General features: G+C 75.0%; 15 protein-coding genes. 11 read left to right on the top strand and 4 right to left on the bottom strand.

Annotation, left to right across the window (positions count from 1 at the left end; genetic code table 11):
* Positions 1-147 precede the first annotated feature (147 nt).
* The 6 genes from CSPHI_RS10940 to CSPHI_RS10915 all read left to right on the top strand — a co-directional run bounded on the left by CSPHI_RS10940 (position 148) and on the right by CSPHI_RS10915 (position 7083).
* On the top strand, positions 148-1383 hold the full coding sequence (locus CSPHI_RS10940) for a glycoside hydrolase family 76 protein (protein WP_075693262.1): 1236 nt from the start codon (positions 148-150) through the stop codon (positions 1381-1383).
* A 54-nt stretch (positions 1384-1437) separates the two neighbouring features.
* On the top strand, positions 1438-2385 hold the full coding sequence (locus CSPHI_RS10935) for a hypothetical protein (protein WP_075693260.1): 948 nt from the start codon (positions 1438-1440) through the stop codon (positions 2383-2385).
* Between the two features lie 128 nt (positions 2386-2513).
* On the top strand, positions 2514-3548 hold the full coding sequence (gene fbaA, locus CSPHI_RS10930) for a class II fructose-bisphosphate aldolase (RefSeq protein ID WP_075693259.1): 1035 nt from the start codon (positions 2514-2516) through the stop codon (positions 3546-3548).
* A gap of 127 nt (positions 3549-3675) precedes the next feature.
* Complete coding sequence (locus CSPHI_RS10925) at positions 3676-4071, top strand: DUF3151 domain-containing protein (protein ID WP_075693257.1); 396 nt, start codon at positions 3676-3678, stop codon at positions 4069-4071.
* Positions 4072-4084: 13 nt separating this feature from the next.
* Positions 4085-5527: an FUSC family protein gene (locus CSPHI_RS10920; RefSeq protein WP_075693255.1), complete on the top strand. Its 1443-nt coding sequence runs from the start codon at positions 4085-4087 to the stop codon at positions 5525-5527.
* Between the two features lie 398 nt (positions 5528-5925).
* Positions 5926-7083, top strand: a complete 1158-nt coding sequence (locus CSPHI_RS10915) for a Fic family protein (RefSeq protein WP_245803311.1) — start codon at positions 5926-5928, stop codon at positions 7081-7083.
* Between the two features lie 153 nt (positions 7084-7236).
* On the opposite strand, the gene CSPHI_RS10910 is transcribed toward CSPHI_RS10915, so the two are convergent.
* The gene (locus tag CSPHI_RS10910) at positions 7237-9111 is read right to left on the bottom strand and encodes a phosphoenolpyruvate carboxykinase (GTP) (protein ID WP_157118544.1); all 1875 of its coding nucleotides are present in this window, start codon (positions 9109-9111) and stop codon (positions 7237-7239) included.
* A 128-nt stretch (positions 9112-9239) separates the two neighbouring features.
* Positions 9240-10115, bottom strand: a complete 876-nt coding sequence (locus tag CSPHI_RS10905) for a hypothetical protein (RefSeq protein ID WP_075693249.1) — start codon at positions 10113-10115, stop codon at positions 9240-9242.
* Between the two features lie 76 nt (positions 10116-10191).
* Between CSPHI_RS10905 and CSPHI_RS10900 the strand changes: the two genes are divergently transcribed.
* From CSPHI_RS10900 to purT, 5 genes are all read left to right on the top strand, one after another.
* Positions 10192-11481 carry an adenylosuccinate synthase gene (locus CSPHI_RS10900; RefSeq protein WP_075693248.1) on the top strand — a complete coding sequence of 430 codons (1290 nt, stop codon included), beginning with the start codon at positions 10192-10194 and terminating at the stop codon, positions 11479-11481.
* Positions 11482-11486: 5 nt separating this feature from the next.
* A complete protein-coding gene (locus CSPHI_RS12730) occupies positions 11487-12008 on the top strand; it encodes a GNAT family N-acetyltransferase (protein ID WP_075693246.1) in 522 nt (173 codons plus the stop codon).
* 135 nt (positions 12009-12143) lie between these two features.
* On the top strand, positions 12144-13406 hold the full coding sequence (locus tag CSPHI_RS10890; protein WP_075693244.1) for an MFS transporter: 1263 nt from the start codon (positions 12144-12146) through the stop codon (positions 13404-13406).
* A 16-nt stretch (positions 13407-13422) separates the two neighbouring features.
* Complete coding sequence (locus CSPHI_RS11940; protein ID WP_084210490.1) at positions 13423-13968, top strand: metalloregulator ArsR/SmtB family transcription factor; 546 nt, start codon at positions 13423-13425, stop codon at positions 13966-13968.
* Positions 13969-14096: 128 nt separating this feature from the next.
* Complete coding sequence (gene purT, locus CSPHI_RS10880) at positions 14097-15311, top strand: formate-dependent phosphoribosylglycinamide formyltransferase (RefSeq protein WP_075693242.1); 1215 nt, start codon at positions 14097-14099, stop codon at positions 15309-15311.
* On the opposite strand, the gene CSPHI_RS10875 is transcribed toward purT, so the two are convergent.
* Both CSPHI_RS10875 and CSPHI_RS10870 read right to left on the bottom strand, forming a co-directional pair.
* A complete protein-coding gene (locus CSPHI_RS10875; protein WP_075693240.1) occupies positions 15308-16303 on the bottom strand; it encodes an NAD(P)/FAD-dependent oxidoreductase in 996 nt (331 codons plus the stop codon). The genes purT and CSPHI_RS10875 overlap by 4 nt on opposite strands.
* 142 nt (positions 16304-16445) lie before the next feature.
* On the bottom strand, positions 16446-16949 hold the full coding sequence (locus CSPHI_RS10870) for a phosphoribosyltransferase (RefSeq protein WP_075693238.1): 504 nt from the start codon (positions 16947-16949) through the stop codon (positions 16446-16448).
* Between the last annotated feature and the right edge of the window lie 114 nt (positions 16950-17063).

The raw sequence follows: 17063 nt of genomic DNA, 5'->3' as shown, positions 1-17063 counted from the left end.
GGCGCGAGGCCGGGCCGCCCCCACCGTGGTAAACGTGGTTGAGATGGTTATGCTGGGCTCAGCCCCCGCCACGCCCGGCGCCACCCCCGGCGGCGCCGCCCGGGCGGGGCGCCGGGTCCGCTGCGCAGCAGGAAAGGGGTGGCGTCGATGATGGGACCGACCCGCGCGGAGGCGGAGAACTGGGCCTACCGGGCGGACATGGCCGAGCAGGCGATCCGGGACCGGCACGCCTCCCGGCTGTGGGCGCTGCCGCGCACCAACCTCGCCGTGGTGAGCTGGCCGGCGCCGACCCGGCACAAGCTCTTCGTGAACTGGAACTACTGGTGGCAGGCGCATTACCTGGACTGCCTGGTCGACGCCGGCCGGCGGCTGCCCTCGAAGGAGAAGGCCCGCGCGGTGCGCGACACCATCCGCGGGATCCGGGTGCGCAACCTCGCCCCGGTGGCGGCGAACCGCTACTACGACGATCGGGCCTGGCTGGCCCTGGCCCTGGGCCGGGCCGATGCGCTGCTCGGCCGGCGCCGGCCGCGGCGCTCGGCGGCCCGGCTGCACCGGGCCCTGCTCGACGGCATCGACCCGGATGCCGGGGTGCTGCCCTGGCGGGAGGGCGACGTGTTCCTCAACGTGCCCGCCAACGGCCCGGCGGCGATCGCCTTCGCCCGGCAGGGCCGCCTCGACGAGGCGCGGTCCCTGGTGGACTGGGTCTTCGACACCCTGATCGACGATGACGGGCTGGTCATGGACGGCATCCGGCTCTCCGCGGCCGGGCCGGAGACGGTACGCCGGATCTACACCTACAACCAGGGCGTGATGATCGGCGCCTGCCTGGAGATCGCCCTGGCGCTGCGCGGCCGCGGGGAGCGCGAGCGCGCCGCCCGCTACCTCACCCGGGTGCACAACCTGGTGCACGCGGTGGCCCGGCACCTGGCCACCCCGGGCAACGTGATCGCCGGCGGCGGCGGGGGCGACGGGGGCCTGTTCAACGGGATCCTGATCCGCTACCTGGCGCTGGCCGCCACCGGGCTGCCCGATGACGACCGGATGAGCCGGGCCACCCGCCGGATCTGCCGGCGGCTGGTGCTGTGCACCGCCGAGGCCGCCTGGCAGCACCGGCTCGAGGTCGACGGGCTGCCGCTGTTCCCCGCGGACTGGACCGCCGACGCCTCCTTCCCGCAGGGCGGCGGCCTGGTCGCCGCCTCGGTGGGCGGGGCGGTGCACTCCTCCAAGGTGCGCGAACGCGACCTGTCCACCCAGCTCTCCGGCTGGATGCTGATGGAGGCCGCCGCGGCGGTGTCCGCCTTCTCCGTGCGCGCCGAGGATCCCGGGGACCCGCCGCCCTCCGGCGAGGGCGGCCCGGATCCGGCCGGCGGGCCGGCCCGGTAGCCCGCCGCCGGCGTCGCCCCGGCCGGCCCCGGCGGACTCGGTAGCGTGGGGCGCATGCGATTCATCGACGCCGAGACCGTGCACCGCTCGCTCAGCGTGGGCCGCGCCGCCTACGTGCTGCGCGAGGCCCTGCTCGACGGGGTGGAGCCGGACGCGGACGCGCCGCGCTCCCGGGCCGGGGCCCCCGGCGGGCAGCTGCTGCTGATGCCCTCGGCCTCCCGGGACCACGCCGGCTGCAAGGTGCTCACCGCCGCGCCGGGCAACCCCGACCGCGGGCTGCCCGCCATCCAGGGCGGCTACCTGCTCTTCGCCGGGGGCACGCTCACCCCGCTGGCGCTCATCGAGGGCGCGGCGCTCACCGAGCTGCGCACCCCCGCGGTGAGCTTCGCCGGGGTGCTCGAGGTGGTGCAGGCGCGCCGGGACCCCGGCCGGCCGCTGCGGGTGGCGGTCATCGGCACCGGGCCGCAGGGCGTCCACCACGCGCTCGGCGCCGCCGAGCTCTTCGACCCGGTGGAGATCGTCTTCGTCGCGCGCACCCCGCGGGAGGTGGCCTGCCCGGTGCCGCACCGGGTCGCCGACCGGATCCCCGGGGGCGCGGACCTGATCCTGTGCGCCACCTCCGCCGCGGCGCCGGTGCTCGACTCCGCCGAGGTCGCCGATTCGGCGGTGGTGGTGGCCGTGGGCGCGCATCACCCGGAGCGCCGGGAGCTGCCCGGGGAGCTGATGGCGCGGGCGAGCGTGATCGTGGAGGCCGCCGGCCCGGCCCGGGAGGAATGCGGGGACATCGCCCTGGCGATCGCCGAGGGCCACCTGGCGGACGGGGCGTGGTGCACCATGGCGGAGGTGGTCCGGGACCGGGCGCTGGCGCTGCGCCTGGCCGCCCGCGATCGGCCGGTGGTGTTCAAGACCGCCGGCCAGGGCTGGGAGGATCTGGCGGTGGCGGTGGAGGTGCTCGCCCGCGCCGGGGAGGACGCGGCCGGGGCGCCCGGGCGGGACCGGTAGCCGCCCGGGATCGGGCGGCCGGGGCTGGCCGGGCGGCGGCGGATGCCGGGAATCGCGGACGCGGGCATAATCGAGCCCAGGGGGCGCCGACGTGCGCCCGAGTCTTTCATTACCGGAGGTAGCACCACATGCCCATCGCCACTCCCGAGGTCTACAACGAGATGCTCGACAAGGCCAAGAAGGGCGGTTTCGCCTACCCGGCCATCAACTGCACCTCCTCGGAGACCATCAACGCGGCGCTGCGCGGGTTCGCGGAGGCCGAGTCCGACGGGATCATCCAGTTCTCCACGGGGGGCTCCGAGTTCGGCTCCGGGCTCAGCGTGAAGAACAAGGTCGCCGGCGCCTGCGCCCTGGCCGCCTTCGCGCATGAGGCCGCGAAGCACTACGGGGTCAACGTGGCCCTGCACACCGACCACTGCCAGAAGGAGGTGCTCGACGAGTTCGTGCGCCCCCTGATCGCCATCTCCCAGGAGCGGGTGGACCGCGGTGAGCTGCCGCTGTTCCAGTCCCACATGTGGGACGGCTCCGCGGTGCCGATCGACGAGAACCTGGAGATCGCCCAGGAGCTGCTCGCCAAGGCCCGCGCGGCGAACATCATCCTGGAGATCGAGATCGGCGTGGTCGGCGGCGAGGAGGACGGCGTGCAGGCCAAGGCCGGCGCGAACCTCTACACCACCGCCGAGGACTTCGAGAAGACCGTGGACGCCCTGGGCACCGGGGAGAACGGCCGCTACCTGCTGGCCGCCACCTTCGGCAACGTGCACGGCGTGTACAAGCCGGGCAACGTCAAGCTGCGCCCCGAGGTGCTCGACATGGGCCAGAAGACCGCGGTCAAGAAGCTCGGCCTGGCCGAGGGCGAGCAGCCCTTCGACTTCGTCTTCCACGGCGGCTCCGGCTCCGAGAAGGAGAAGATCGAGGAGGCGCTGCGCTACGGCGTGATCAAGATGAACGTGGACACCGACACCCAGTACGCCTTCACCCGCCCGATCGTCTCGCACATGTTCGCCAACTACGACGGGGTGCTGAAGATCGACGGCGAGGTCGGCAACAAGAAGGTCTACGACCCGCGCTCCTACCTGAAGAAGGCGGAGCAGGGCATGGCCGAGCGCGTCGTCGAGGCCTGCCAGGACCTGCACTCGGTGGGCACCTCGGTGAGCAAGTAGCCCGCCCGCGCCCGGGGCGGCCGAGCAGGGCCGCCCCGGGCGGATGCGGCCCCGATCGCGGCCGCGGCCGCGGCGCACCCCGCAGCGGGGGTCGCCGCGCCGCGGCCGCGTCGCGCACAATGGGGGCATGGAGTTCAAGGACATGCTCGCCCCCGATCCCGTGCGGCTGCCCGCCCTCGACGTCGCCGGCGCCGACCCGGAGCAGCGGATCCGGGCCAACCCCCTGGATTCGGCCTCCTGGGCGGATCTCGCCGAGGCGGCGCTGGCCGGGGCCCGCCCCATCGAGGCCTACGCCTACGCGCGCACCGGCTACCACCGGGGCCTGGACCGGCTGCGCGGCAACGGCTGGAAGGGCTTCGGCCCGGTGCCCTGGGATCATGAACCCAACCGGGGGGTGCTGCGCGCCATCGCCGCCCTGGCCCGGGCCGCCCGGGAGATCGGGGAGGAGCCCGAGTACGAGCGCTGCCTGGCGCTGCTGCGCGACTGCGACCAGTCCGCGGTGGACGCGCTGGGCCTGCCGTGACCGGGGCGGGCCGATGAGCCGGCGGGACTGGCCGGATCCGGGTGCCGACCTGCCCGGGGAGGGCCCCGGCCGACCCGGCGGCGGGGCGCGGCCCGCCCCGGAGGACTACGCCGACGCCGCGGCGCACCCGGCCTCCCGGGCGGCGGCGGCGCTGCGCCGCCGGATGCGGCCGCGCACCCGGGCGCTGCACGGGCTGGAGCGGATCCGCTCCCGCTGGCTGCTCATCGTGCAGGCGGCGCTGTCCGCGGGCCTGGCCTACTGGGTCGCCCTGGACGTGCTCGGCCACGCCAGCCCCTTCTTCGCGCCGATGGCGGCGTTCATCTCCATGTCCGTGATGAACCGGGGCCCGCGGATGAAGCACTCCGTGGAGCTGGTGCTCGGCGCCGCCCTGGGCGTGGGCATCGGCGACCTGATCATCGGGGTGCTCGGGCCGGGGGTGTGGCAGCTCACCGTGGGCGTGCTGGTGGCCATGGTGGTCGGCGTCTTCGTCGGCCGGGGGCCGCTGGTGGTCAACCAGGCGGCCTCCTCGGCGGTGCTCATCGCCACGATCATCCCGCCCGGGTCCGGGATCTCCTATGAGCGGATGGTGGACGCCCTGGTCGGCGGGCTCATCGGCATCGCGGTGATGGCGATCATCCCGCGCAACCCGATCGCGGAGTCCCGGCGCTCCATCGCCCGGGTGGTGGACCTGGTCGCGGACATCCTCTACGACGTCGCCCGGGGCCTGGCCGAGGACGACGTGGACCGGATCCGGGCGGCGCTGCAGGTCGGCCGGGCCTCCCAGTCGGAGGTCACCGAGATGACCCAGGTGGTCGCCGACGGCCGGGAGCTGGTCAACGTCTCCCCGGTGTGGTGGGGCCGGCGCCGGCAGCTGCGCACCCTGGCCCGGATCGTCAACCCCGCGGACAACGCGATGCGCAATGTGCGGGTGCTCGCCCGGCGGGCGATCACCGCCTGCGAGGACGGGGTGGCCGCGCATCCGGAGCTCATCGCCATGGTCGACGAGGCCGCCCGGTGCACCCACCTGGTGCGCCGGGTGATCGACGATGTCCCGGAGCTGCCGGAGGTGCCCGCCTGGGGGGCGGCGGCCACGGCCCCGCCGGCGCCGCCGATGGGCCAGGTCACCGCGGAGGAGACGGTGCGCCGGCTGCGGATCCTCGCCGCCCGGCTGGATCCGGCCGCGATCGCCGGGGTGGGGCTGAGCGAGCAGGTGATCTTCGCCCAGTGCCGCTCCATCGTGGTGGATCTGCTGCAGGTGTGCGGGCTGTCCCGGCTCTCCGCGGTGGCCACCCTGCCGCCGACCACCGAGCATCCGGCGATGCCCCCGGAGGTGTGGGGGGACCGGCACGCCCCCGGCGACCCGGGCGCCCCGGGCGAACCCGACCGGCCGCGCCGCCGCGGCGGGCCCTTCGCCGGCCCGGTCGAGGTTGACCCCGGCGAACCCGGCCGGGAGTAGGCCCTGCCGCACTACGCCGAGAGGCCCCGCCGGTGGGCGGTTAAAGTTGGCCCGCCGAGGTGTCGAGCCAACTTTAGACACTAAACTTGGCCGGGAGTCCGGGCCATTGACCAGGTGCGGAAGCCCATCGCGCGGAACCACATGGTGGATCGGTCGTAGGCGGCGGTGGCGGATAAAGTTGGCCCAGCCCCTTCTCTGGGCAACTTTAAGGTACTAAACTTCGTTTGAGGGCAAGCGCATATGGCGTGGTGCCGGAGTCGTTGGAGGAGGCGATGATGGGCGAGTGGGTTGAGCAGAAGTGGTATCCCTCCGATGCGCCGGCGTTGCCCCGGAGGTCCAGGAAGGCCGGCCGGTACCTCGCCTATGTCCCGGATCGGCTCGACTCGCCCACACCCCCGGTGAGCAGGGCCGTCGCCACCCGGGCCGCGGAACTGGAATCACGGATCGTCGAGCTCACCGGACGGCATCCGGGGGCCACCCGGGGAATCGAGGGCGTGTCCAGGTTCCTCCTCCGGTCCGAGGCCCTGGCCTCATCGAAGATCGAGGGGATGACCCCCGGCCCCGACAAGGTCGCCATCGCGGAGCTTGTCGGCCGCGATAATGTCGGGGGTTTCTCCCGGACGGCGGCCCTGGTGGCGAGCAACGTGGCGGTGCTGCGCGGACTCGGCGCGGGCGACCCCGCGCGCCCGCTGACGGTGGCGGACATCGTCGACATGCACGCCCGACTGCTCGACCAGGAGCGGCTGACCGGTCTCCGCACCGTGCAGAACTGGATCGGCGGTTCGGACTGGCACCCGATCGACGCGGCGTACGTTCCCCCGCCCCCGTCGGAGGTGCCGGACCTGATGCAGGACCTCGTCGACTACCTCAACAGCTCCATCCATGGTCCGCTGCTGCAGGCCGGGATCGTGCACGCCCAGTTCGAGACCATCCACCCCTTCGTCGACGGCAACGGCCGCATCGGCCGGGCGCTCATCCACGAGGTGCTGCACCGCCGGCATCTGCTGCCGGTGGCGATGCTGCCGGTGAGCATGGTGCTCGGCACCTGGTCGCGGGAGTACATCGCGGGGCTCACCGCCTACCGCGATGACGGGCTCCCGGATCGGGTGGACCGGTGGCTGAGCGTATTCCTCGACGCCGTGGCCGGGGCCCTCGACCAGGTGGAGCGGCTCAGCGGGGAACTCGCCGAACTGCGCGAGGACTGGCGGGATCGGATCCGCCGGGATCGGCTCACCCGGGGGCTTCCCGCGGAGCCGCGGGCCGATGCCGTGGATCTGCGAATCCTCGACGGCCTGCCGGATCTCCCGGTGCTCACCGCCGCGGTGGCGGCGGAGGAGTACGGGGTGTCCGCCACCGCGGCGCGCGGCGGCCTGGACCGGCTCGCCGATGCGGGGATCCTCCGTTCCCGATCCGTGGGGAAGGGGATCCGCGGGTACTTCGCCGATGAGCTTCTCGATCTCATCATCATCGCGGAACGCCGGTTGGCGAGCACTCGTTTCGACACCGCAGTGGCGCCGCCGCGGCGCGGGGTCCCGGTCCACCCGGACCGGCGGTGACCGGCGGGTGGGCGTTCGCGCCCGCGGTGGCCCGACCCCGATCGCGGCACCGTCGGCGCCGAAGGCCGATCCGACCCGCCCCCGGCCCCGGCGCCGTGGGTGGGCGCCGGGGACGGGGGCGGTGACCGGAAACCGGGTGGGGCGTCGCGGCGGTCAGCCGCGGAGCCGGTCCAGGATGCGCTGGTGCGCGTGCAGGATCTCGGCGGGCAGGCCGTGGAAGCGATCCAGGTGCTCCCGGCGGGAGGCCATCTCCTCCAGCCAGCGCCCGCGGTCGATGGAGAGGATCTCGTCGAGATCGGCCGGGTCGCCGGTGAAGCCGTCGAGGTTGAGCTCCTCGACCTTGGGCACCGCGCCGACCGGGGTCTCGGTGCCGGTGACCCGGCCCTCGCGGAAGTCCAGCAGCCACAGCAGGGCGCGCAGGTTGTCCCGGAAGCCCGGCCACAGGAAGCGGCCGTCCCCGCCGCGGCGGAACCAGTTCACGTGCGCGAACACCGGCATCGCGTCCTCGCCGCCCTTCTCCGCGACCCGGCCGAGGATGTCCAGCCAGTGCGCGGCGTAGGCGCCCTCCGGGTAGGCCATGAAGGGCCGCATGGACATCGGGTCGTAGCGCAGCTGGCCCTGCTTGCCCTCCGCGGCGAAGGTGGCCTCCGCGCCGAGGGTGAGCCCGTCGTAGACGCCCTCCGCCGGGTCCCGGAAGGCGCGGATCAGCGGCTCCCGGTCGCGGACCCGGCCGCCGAAGATGATCGCGTCGATGGGCACCCCGGCGGGGGCCTCGTAGTCCTCGGCGACGTTCGGCACATTGGCCAGGGTGGTGGTGAAGCGGCTGTTCGGGTGCGCCCACTCATCGCCCTCGGCGCCGGAGCGCCGCCGCTCCGCGGGCCGATCCGCGATCGGCTCCCCGGTCCAGTCCAGCCAGCCGTCGACGTCGGCCGGCGGCTCCTTGGTGAGGCCCTCCCACCACACCTCGCCGGTCCTCTCGTTGTAGGCCACGTTGGTGAACAGGGTGCCGGTGCCCTCGGCGATGGCGGCCATCGCGGTGGGGTTCGTCGTGGAGTTGGTGTTGCCGGCGACGCCGAAGGCGCCGTACTCCGGGTTCATCCCGTAGAGCCGGCCGTCCTCGCCGACCCGCAGCCAGACGATGTCGTCGCCGTAGAAGTCCACCTGGTAGCGGTCGCCGAGGCCCTCCGGGGGCAGCATCATCGCCAGGTTGGTCTTGCCGGAGGCGGAGGGGAAGCCGCCGCAGATGTGCCGGCGCACCCCGGTCTCCTTGTCCAGGATGCCGATCAGCATGAACTGCTCGGCGAGGAACTCCCCGGAGGCCCAGCCGTCGTAGCAGGCCTGGCGCAGCCCGTGCGCGATCTTGCCGAGCAGCGCGTTGCCGCCGTAGGAGGAGCCGAAGTGCAGGATGGTGCGCTCATCGGCGACGGTGGCGAAGAGGCGCCGGTCGTCCCCGGTGCCCTGGCCCAGGTTCGGCAGATCGCCGGTGACGTGCACCGCGCGCACGAAGTGGTCCGGCTCCTCGAGGGAATCCAGCAGGTCCACGCCCACCCGGGCCATCCGGATCATGTGCAGGCACACGGTGCGGTTGTCGGTGAGCTGCACCCCGGCGGCCCATTTGGCGAAGGGGGAGTCCTTCGGGGACATCAGGTAGGGGATGACGTACATGGTCCTGCCCCGGTAGGCGCCGGCCATCCGCTCCCGCTGCGCCGCGGTGACCTCCGCGGCATCGCGCCAGTTGTTGTACTCCCCGGCGTCGGCCGGGTCGTGGGTGGCCACCACGGTGCGCTCCTCGGTGCGCGCGGTGTCCTTGCGGTAGCTGCGCGAGTAGTAGCGGCCCTCGCCGGCCGGGTGGATCTCGCCGTCGGCGAGCGCGGCCTCGAGGATCCGGGCGTCGTCGCGGGCGTCGATCACCTCGATCGCCTCGGGTTCGAGCAGCGCGGCCCATTCGGCGACGAAGTCCGCGATGGCGGGATTGGCGATCCCCGCCTCGGACAGGATCGCGGCGGCGTCGGGGGCGGGTTTCGTCATGTCCATCTCCAAAGTTCGGTGGTACGAAAACTCGGGGACAGATTAGCAGAGCCCCGGTCGCCGCCGCCCCCGCCGGGCACCCGCGCCCGGCGGCCCCGCCGAGGCGCCGCGGGGCGGATCCGGGCGGCTCAGCGCACCAGCTGCAGATCCCGCAGATGCCGGTAGAGGGTCACCTTGTCCCGGGGCCGTTTCGCGGCCACCCCGTCGCGCACGTAGCGGAAGCCCGGCCCGCCGGCCTGCACCGCCCGGCCGGTGAGCGGCGGGTGCATCCCGCGCGGCGCCCCGGCGGCGTCGGCCAGGCCCGCGTCCGGGTCCGGGGCCGGGTCCCGGCGCAGCAGCCGGGCCAGGCCGCGGCGCGGCGCGGCCGGCTCCGCCGGCGGCGGCAGCTCCGCGGCGACCAGCCCCGGGGCGTCCGCCAGGGGGCGCACCTGCACCCCGTGCGCGGTGCCGGAGAACAGGTTGTGCTCGTCGACCCACACCTCCCCGACCAGGCCGCCGCGGGAGGAGGTGCCGCTCACCCCGGGGGCGGTGAGCAGCGCGTAGCCCACGATCGCGGCCCCGGTGTCGTCCCGGATGAGCGGCACCGGGCGCACCGGGCGGGTGCACGCCGCGGCGAGATCCAGGCCCTCGCCGAGATCCCAGTTCCGGCAGGCCGGGGTGGCCCCGCCGGGCACGTGCGCGACCTCCACCCAGCCGAGGTTGCGCCGCATCAGGTGGGTGACCACCGCGGCCAGGGAGGCGTCCGGGCCGGCGACGATCACCCGCAGCGGCTCCGCCGGGGCCTGCGGGGCGCGCTCCGGGGCGCCGAGGTGGGCGACCTCCTTGCGCCGGGCGATCTCCTCCGGGGTGGGCGCGTGATCCACCGGCAGCACCTCGGCGGCGGCGGCGTCGAGGAAGCCGAGCTCGCGGCGGCCCGGCCGCGGCGGCAGGTCCACCACCGCCGCCCCCGGCGGCGGGTCCCCGCCGAGGTCGACCCGCCCGCATCGCGCCACGAAGATCCGCATGGGACTAGACTCTATCCGGGTGTCCGCGGTCGACGTGCCGCGGGCCGGAACGACCTAACCAGGGAAGGCGTGCGAAATGGCCGCGATCATCATCGTCGGAGCGCAGTGGGGCGACGAGGGCAAGGGCAAGGCCACCGACATCCTCGGCGGCCGCGTCGACTACGTCGTCAAGCCCAACGGCGGCAACAACGCCGGCCACACCGTCGTCGTCGGCGGGGAGAAGTACGAGCTCAAGCTGCTGCCCGCCGGGGTGCTCTCCGAGAACGCCACCCCGGTGCTGGGCAATGGCGTGGTGATCAACCTGGAGGCCCTGTTCTCCGAGATCGACGGCCTGGAGGCCCGCGGCGCGGACGCCTCCCGGCTGCGGGTGTCCGCCAACGCGCACCTGGTCGCCCCCTACCACCAGACCCTGGACCGGGTCACCGAGCGCTTCCTGGGCAAGCGCGCGATCGGCACCACCGGCCGCGGCATCGGCCCCACCTACGCGGACAAGGTCTCCCGGGTGGGCATCCGGGTGCAGGACATCCTCGACGAGTCCATCCTGCGGCAGAAGATCGAGGCCGCCCTGGCCCGGAAGAACCAGATCCTGGTGAAGCTGTACAACCGGCGGGCGATCGACGCCGACGAGGTCTTCGACTACTTCATGGGCTACCGGGACCGGCTGGCCCCGATGATCATCGACTCCGCCACCGAGCTCAACGCCGCCCTGGACGCCGGCAAGCACGTGCTCATGGAGGGCGGCCAGGCCACCATGCTCGACGTGGACCACGGCACCTACCCCTTCGTCACCTCCTCCAACCCCACCACCGGCGGGGCCTGCGTGGGCGCCGGGATCGGGCCCACCCGGATCACCTCCTCGCTGGGCATCATCAAGGCCTACACCACCCGGGTCGGGGCCGGGCCCTTCCCCACCGAGCTCTTCGACAAATGGGGCGAGTACCTGCAGACCACCGGCGGGGAGGTCGGCGTGAACACCGGCCGCAAGCGCCGCTGCGGCTGGTACGACTCGGTGCTGGCCCGCTACGCCGGCCGGGTCAACGGGCTCACCGACCTCTTCGTCACCAAGCTCGACGTGCTCACCGGGATCGGGGAGATCCCGATCTGCGTGGCCTACGACGTCGACGGGGTGCGCCATGACGAGATGCCGCTGACCCAGTCCGAGTTCCACCACGCGGTGCCGATCTACGAGACCATGCCCGCCTGGGAGGAGGACATCACCGGCTGCCGCTCCATCGCGGAGCTGCCCGGGCGCGCCCGGGACTACCTGGACCGGCTCGAGGAGCTCTCCGGCACCCGGATCTCCTATGTCGGGGTCGGCCCGGGCCGGGACCAGACCATCGTGGTCAACGACGTGCTGGCGGGCTGAGCCCGATGTGGCCGCCGCTGCCCGGGGAGATCCCCGCCGGCGGCGGCCGGCTGCTGCGCCGGCTGCGCCCCGGCGACCCGGCGACCACCCGGGCGGTGCAGGAGGCGCTGCCGGAGCACGCCCGGGAGGACACCTTCCGCTTCTTCACCCGCCGCCCGCTGCCGCTGGTCGACTTCGTCGCCCTCGACCCGGGCCGGCGGGTCTACGGCCTCTTCGACGGCGAGCGGCCGATCGGGGCCACCGCGGTCTACGACTGCGACGAGGCCCGTGCCCGGGTCAGCCTCGGCTTCACCTGGCTGGTGCCGGCGGCCCGCGGCACCGGGGCGAACCCGGCGATGAAGGGGGCGCTCTTCGCCGCCCTGGCCGCCGCCGGGGTGCGCGAGGCCTGGTTCCGGGCGGATGCGGCGAACCTCGCCTCCCGGCGGGCCCTGGCGGCGGTGTGCGCCACCTGGGCCGGGTTCGAGGACGCCCCCCGGCTGTACCCGGACCGGGTCTCCCGCTCGGTGCTCTACCGCCGGGCGCTGTAGCCGGGGCGCCCCGCCGCACCGGCGCCGGGGGAAACCCCGGAGCGGGAATTGCCTCCTTGCGCAATGGTGCAAACAGGGTCAGAATGGGGGCGCCGGCCACGCCGGCACCGCCGCCCGGAAGGAGGCCCCGCCCCCATGCGCGCCGCGCTCGCCGACCCGATCTACCGCCGGCTCTACCTGGCCCAGATCCTCGCCCTGCTCGGCTCCGGGCTGGCCACCGTGGCCCTCGGCCTGCTCGCCTACGATCTCGCCGGGGCGGGCGCCACCCGGGTGCTCGGCACCGCCCTGGCGGTGAAGATGGTCGCCTACGTCACCCTCGCCCCGGTGATGGAGGCCCTGGTCGCGCGGCTGCCCCGGAAGCGGGTGCTGATCGGCGCGGACCTGGTGCGGATGGCGGTGGCGGCCTGCCTGCCGCTGGTCACCGAGGCCTGGCAGATCTACCCCCTGATCTTCGTGCTGCAGGCCGCCTCGGCGACCTTCACCCCGCTGTTCCAGTCGGTGCTGCCGGATGTGCTGCCCGGGGAGGACGCCTACACCGGGGCGCTGTCGCTGTCCCGGCTGGCCCAGGACATGGAGGCGATCCTCTCCCCGATGCTCGCCGCGGCGCTGCTGCTGGCGGTCTCCACCGGGGCGCTCTTCGACGGCACCGCGGTGGGCTTCGCCGCCTCCGCCGCCCTGGTCGCCTCCTGCGCCATCCCGGGCCGCCGCGCCGCGGCGGCCGGCGAAGGGGAGGACGGGGGCCACGGCCCGGCCGCCTTCGCCCGCCGGGCCCGCCGGGGGATGGCGCTGCTCGCCGGCCGGCCGGCGCTGCGGCCCATCCTGGCGCTGAACATGGTGCCCGCGGCCGGCGGCGGCTACGTCATCGTGCAGACCGTGGTCATCGCCCAGTCCCGGCTGGGCCTCGGCGAGCAGGCGGTGGCCTGGCTGCTCGCCGCCGCCGGCGCCGGCTCCATGGCCGGGGCGCTGCTGCTGCCGGCGGCGCTGCGCCGCGCCCCGGAACGCGCGGTGATGCTCTCCGGGGCGGTGCTGGTCACCGCCGCCACCGCCCTGATCGGCCCGGCGCTGGCGCTCACCGGGGCCGCGGCGGTGGCCGCGGTGGCGGTGCTGTGGGCGGCGATCGGGGTGGGCTGGTCCGCCGCGGAGACCCCGGTGGGCCGGATCCTGCGCCGGCACGCCCCGGCGGCGGACCTGCCCGCGGCCTTCGCCGCCCAGTTCTCCCTCTCGCACGCCTGCTGGCTGGTCAGCTACCTGGTGGTGGGCTGGGTCGGCGCGGTCTCCGCCCCCGTCGCCGCCGCCGTGATGGCCGCCCTCGCCGGCGCCGGCACCCTCGCCGCGGCGGCGCTGTGGCGGGCGGCGGGGGAGCCCGCGGCCGCCCCCGCGACCCCCCGCGATGCATAGTGGCACTATGGCCCGCATGAGTGAAGAGACTGCACCGGGGTCGCCGCGGCGGCGACCCGGGGGCCGGGGCCCCGGGGCCGGCCCGGGGCCGCTGCCGCCGGCCCGGGAGATCGACTACGCGGTGTCGGTGCTGCGGCTGCTCGCCGATCGCACCCGGTTGTCCATCCTGGCCCTGCTCGACGACCGGGAGATGGCGGTCACCGCCATCGCCGAGGTCCTGGACCGGCCGGTGCCGGCGGTGTCCCAGCACCTGGCGAAGCTGCGCACCGGCAACCTGGTGGTCACCCGCCGGGAGGGCACCAGCGTCTACTACCGGCAGCCCGATGCGCACGTCGCCGCCCTGGTGACGAACATCCTGCACAACGCCGAGCACGCCTACCACGAGGTGCCGCCGCACCACCGCGGCCGGGGCCGCGCCCCGCGGGCCGGGGCCGCCGGGGCCGAGGGCGGCTCCGGCGGGGCCGGGGACTCCGGCGCCGAGCACGGCCCGAGAACCCGGCACGCGGATCCGGCCGGCGCGGCGGAACCGGCCCGCCGGCGGCGCCGCACCGCGGATCGCTGAGCGCCGTCCCGGCCGCGCCGGGGGAGGGGGACGGCGCTGACGCATGTTCGGCATTCACCGGATCGGCCATTAGGCTGGGGCCGCGGCCCCGCCCGCGCCGACCGCCACCGACCCTGGAGGATCACCCCATGCTCATCCCCGCCGCCATCGGCACCCCGCGCACCGAGGGGGCGCTGCGCGTGCTCCTGCTCGGCTCCGGCGAGCTGGGCAAGGAGGTGGCCATCGCCTTCCAGCGGCTGGGCGTGGAGGTACACGCCGCGGACCGGTACCCGCAGGCCCCGGCGCACCAGGTGGCGCACGCCTGGTACGAGCTGGACATGACCGACCCGGCCGCGGTGCGCGAGCTGGTGGAGCGGGTGCGCCCGGATTTCGTGGTCCCCGAGATCGAGGCCCTGGCCACCGACGCGCTCGGCGAAATCGCCGAGGCCGGGGCGGCCACCGTGGTGCCCACCGCCCGGGCGGTGGCCCTGACCATGAACCGGGAGGGCATCCGGCGGCTGGCCGCCGAGGAGCTGGGCCTGCCCACCTCCCGGTACCGCTTCGCCGGGGACCGCGCCGAATTCGAGGCCGCGGTCGCCGACATCGGCTTCCCCTGCGTGGTCAAGCCGGTGATGAGCTCCTCCGGCAAGGGCCAGTCCACGCTGCGCTCCGCCGCGGACGTCGACGCCGCCTGGGCGCACGCGATCGGCGGCGGCCGGGTCGCCGGGCAGCGGGTCATCGTGGAGGGCTTCGTCGACTTCGAGTACGAGATCACGCTGCTCACGGTGCGCTCGGTGGACCCCTCCACCGGGGAGCCCGCGACCTGGTTCTGCGAGCCGATCGGGCACCGGCAGGACGAGGGGGACTACGTGGAGTCCTGGCAGCCGATGCCGATGAGCCAGGTCGCCCTGGACAACGCCCGCTCCGTGGCGGCCCGGGTCACCGGGGCGCTCGGCGGGCGCGGGGTCTTCGGCGTGGAGCTGTTCGTGCGCGGCGACGACGTGTGGTTCTCCGAGGTCAGCCCCCGCCCGCACGACACCGGGCTGGTCACCATGGGCACCCAGCGCTGCTCCGAGTTCGAGCTGCACGCCCGGGCCATCCTCGGCCTGCCGGTGGACGTCACCCTGACCTCCCCGGGGGCCTCGGCGGTGATCTACGGCGGGCTGGACGCCACCGCCCCGGAGTACTCCGGGCTCGCCGCGGCGCTGGCGGTGCCGGAATCCCAGGTGCGCCTCTTCGGCAAACCGGAGGCGCACCCCCGGCGCCGGATGGGCGTGGCGGTGGCCACCGCCGAGGACGTCGACGAGGCCCGCCGCCGGGCCGCCGCGGCCGCCGCGGCGGTGCGGGTCAGCGCCCGCGGCTAACCGGCCCCCGGGCGGTCCGCGCCGGGCCAGCCGGCGCCCAGGGAGGCGGCGAAGAGCGCCGACTCCAGCCACACCGCCGCCCGCTGGGCGTCCCCGGCGCCGGCGGCGATGAACCCGGCCGGGGCGGGCAGCCCGCGCAGCTGGGCGCAGTCCCCGGCGGCGAACACCCCCGGCACCGAGCTCTCCTGCCGGGGATCCACCAGCACCGTCGCCCACCCGGGGTCGATTTCGCAGCCCAGCCGCGCCGCCAGCGGGCTGGCCTGGGTGGCCTCCGGGCGGTGGAACAGCCGCGCCCGGGGCACCGGCGGCGCCCCGGCGAGCTCCACGACGAGCTCCGGCTCCGCCCCCGAGATCCGGGTCACCGGTTCCGCGGTCACCCGCACCCCGCCGGCGTCCAGCAGCGCCCGGGCGGCCTCGTCCAGCGCGATCGACCCGCCGGTGAAGAGCACCACGTCATCGGAGAACCGGTCCGCGAGATAGCGGGCCAGCACCGCGTCCTGCGGCCGGGTCGCCAGCACGCCCAGGGGCAGGCCCGCGGACTCGTGGCCATGGCAGTAGCCGCAGTGGTACACCCCGCGGCCCCACCGGTCGGCCAGCCCCGGCGGCCCGGTGACCTGGTCGGCCTGGCCCCCGGCGAGCAGCACCAGCGCCGCGGTGACCGGCCGGCCGGAGACGATCGCGGTGAAGGCCCCGGCGGCGCCGGTGACGGACTCCACCACGCCGCGGCGCAGCTCCACCCCCGGGTAGGCGGCGGCCTCCGCCCGGCCGATCCGCAGGATCTCCGCCGGATCCGCGCCATCGCGGGTGAGCAGCATATGGGATTCCCCGACGCCCCGGTTGCGCGGCGCCCCGGCGTCGACCACCAGCACCCGGCGCAGCTGCCGGCCCAGCACCGTCGCCGCGGTGAGCCCGGCGGGGCCGGCGCCGACGATGAGCACCTCCACATCCGGGTCGCCGGCGGGTCGATCGGGATCGGGGCGGCGCTGGCTCATCGGGGTCCTCCTGCGCGGACGGGGCGGTCCCGGGGCGGTGCTGCGGCGGGGCCCGGGATCGCGGGATGAGGGCAGGGTAACCCCGTCCGCCCCGGCGCGCCACGGGTCGCGGGCCGGCGCCGGCGGGCGCGTCGGCGGGGGCCTAGCCCCGCGGGGTCACCGGGGGCTTGGCGGACCAGGGGAAGACGATCCACTCGTCGGTGCGCCGCCACACGTAGTCGGGGGAGACCTCGGAGCGGGACTTGGCGTAGAGCACCGCGGAGCGCACCTCCGCGCCGTGCCCGGCGAGCAGCTCCAGCACCAGGTGCAGGGTGCGCCCGGAGTCGGCGACGTCGTCGACGACCAGGATCCGCCTGTTCCGGATCGCGTCGACGTCCAGCAGCGGCTCCAGCAGCACCGGGTCCGGCAGGGTCTCCGCGACATCGGTGTAGAACTCCACGTTGATCGCGTCGGAGAGCTTCACCCCCATGGAGTAGGACAGCGCCCCGGCCGGCAGCAGCCCGCCGCGGGCCACCGCGACGATGATGTCCGGGGTGAACCCGGAGTCGACCACCTGCTGGGCCAGCTCCTCCTGGGCGTCGCCGAATCCGGACCAGGTGAGGATTTCCTTCTGCTCCAGCTCGCTGGAGTCCGCGTGGTAGGCCATGGGCCGATCATACGTGCCGGCACCGGCCCGGCCCGGGGGCCCAGGGTGCCCTGGCCGGCCCAGGCCAGCCTTGACTGCATACCCCGCCGGGGATAGCTTGGCGGGGATCGGCCG

The sequence above is a fragment of the Corynebacterium sphenisci DSM 44792 genome (genome assembly GCF_001941505.1).
Lineage (GTDB): Bacteria > Actinomycetota > Actinomycetes > Mycobacteriales > Mycobacteriaceae > Corynebacterium > Corynebacterium sphenisci.
This window is presented reverse-complemented; position numbering and strand designations above follow the sequence as displayed.

Coding starts and splice junctions, on each gene's coding strand:
- CSPHI_RS10870 (WP_075693238.1), bottom strand. CDS start 16,949: ATGGCCTACCACGCGGACTCCAGCGAGCTGGAGCAGAAGGAAATCCTC.
- CSPHI_RS10925 (WP_075693257.1), top strand. CDS start 3,676: ATGGAGTTCAAGGACATGCTCGCCCCCGATCCCGTGCGGCTGCCCGCC.
- CSPHI_RS10920 (WP_075693255.1), top strand. CDS start 4,085: ATGAGCCGGCGGGACTGGCCGGATCCGGGTGCCGACCTGCCCGGGGAG.
- CSPHI_RS10940 (WP_075693262.1), top strand. CDS start 148: ATGATGGGACCGACCCGCGCGGAGGCGGAGAACTGGGCCTACCGGGCG.
- purT (WP_075693242.1), top strand. CDS start 14,097: ATGCTCATCCCCGCCGCCATCGGCACCCCGCGCACCGAGGGGGCGCTG.
- fbaA (WP_075693259.1), top strand. CDS start 2,514: ATGCCCATCGCCACTCCCGAGGTCTACAACGAGATGCTCGACAAGGCC.
- CSPHI_RS10875 (WP_075693240.1), bottom strand. CDS start 16,303: ATGAGCCAGCGCCGCCCCGATCCCGATCGACCCGCCGGCGACCCGGAT.
- CSPHI_RS10890 (WP_075693244.1), top strand. CDS start 12,144: ATGCGCGCCGCGCTCGCCGACCCGATCTACCGCCGGCTCTACCTGGCC.
- CSPHI_RS10935 (WP_075693260.1), top strand. CDS start 1,438: ATGCGATTCATCGACGCCGAGACCGTGCACCGCTCGCTCAGCGTGGGC.
- CSPHI_RS10910 (WP_157118544.1), bottom strand. CDS start 9,111: ATGACGAAACCCGCCCCCGACGCCGCCGCGATCCTGTCCGAGGCGGGG.
- CSPHI_RS10900 (WP_075693248.1), top strand. CDS start 10,192: ATGGCCGCGATCATCATCGTCGGAGCGCAGTGGGGCGACGAGGGCAAG.
- CSPHI_RS11940 (WP_084210490.1), top strand. CDS start 13,423: ATGAGTGAAGAGACTGCACCGGGGTCGCCGCGGCGGCGACCCGGGGGC.
- CSPHI_RS12730 (WP_075693246.1), top strand. CDS start 11,487: ATGTGGCCGCCGCTGCCCGGGGAGATCCCCGCCGGCGGCGGCCGGCTG.
- CSPHI_RS10905 (WP_075693249.1), bottom strand. CDS start 10,115: ATGCGGATCTTCGTGGCGCGATGCGGGCGGGTCGACCTCGGCGGGGAC.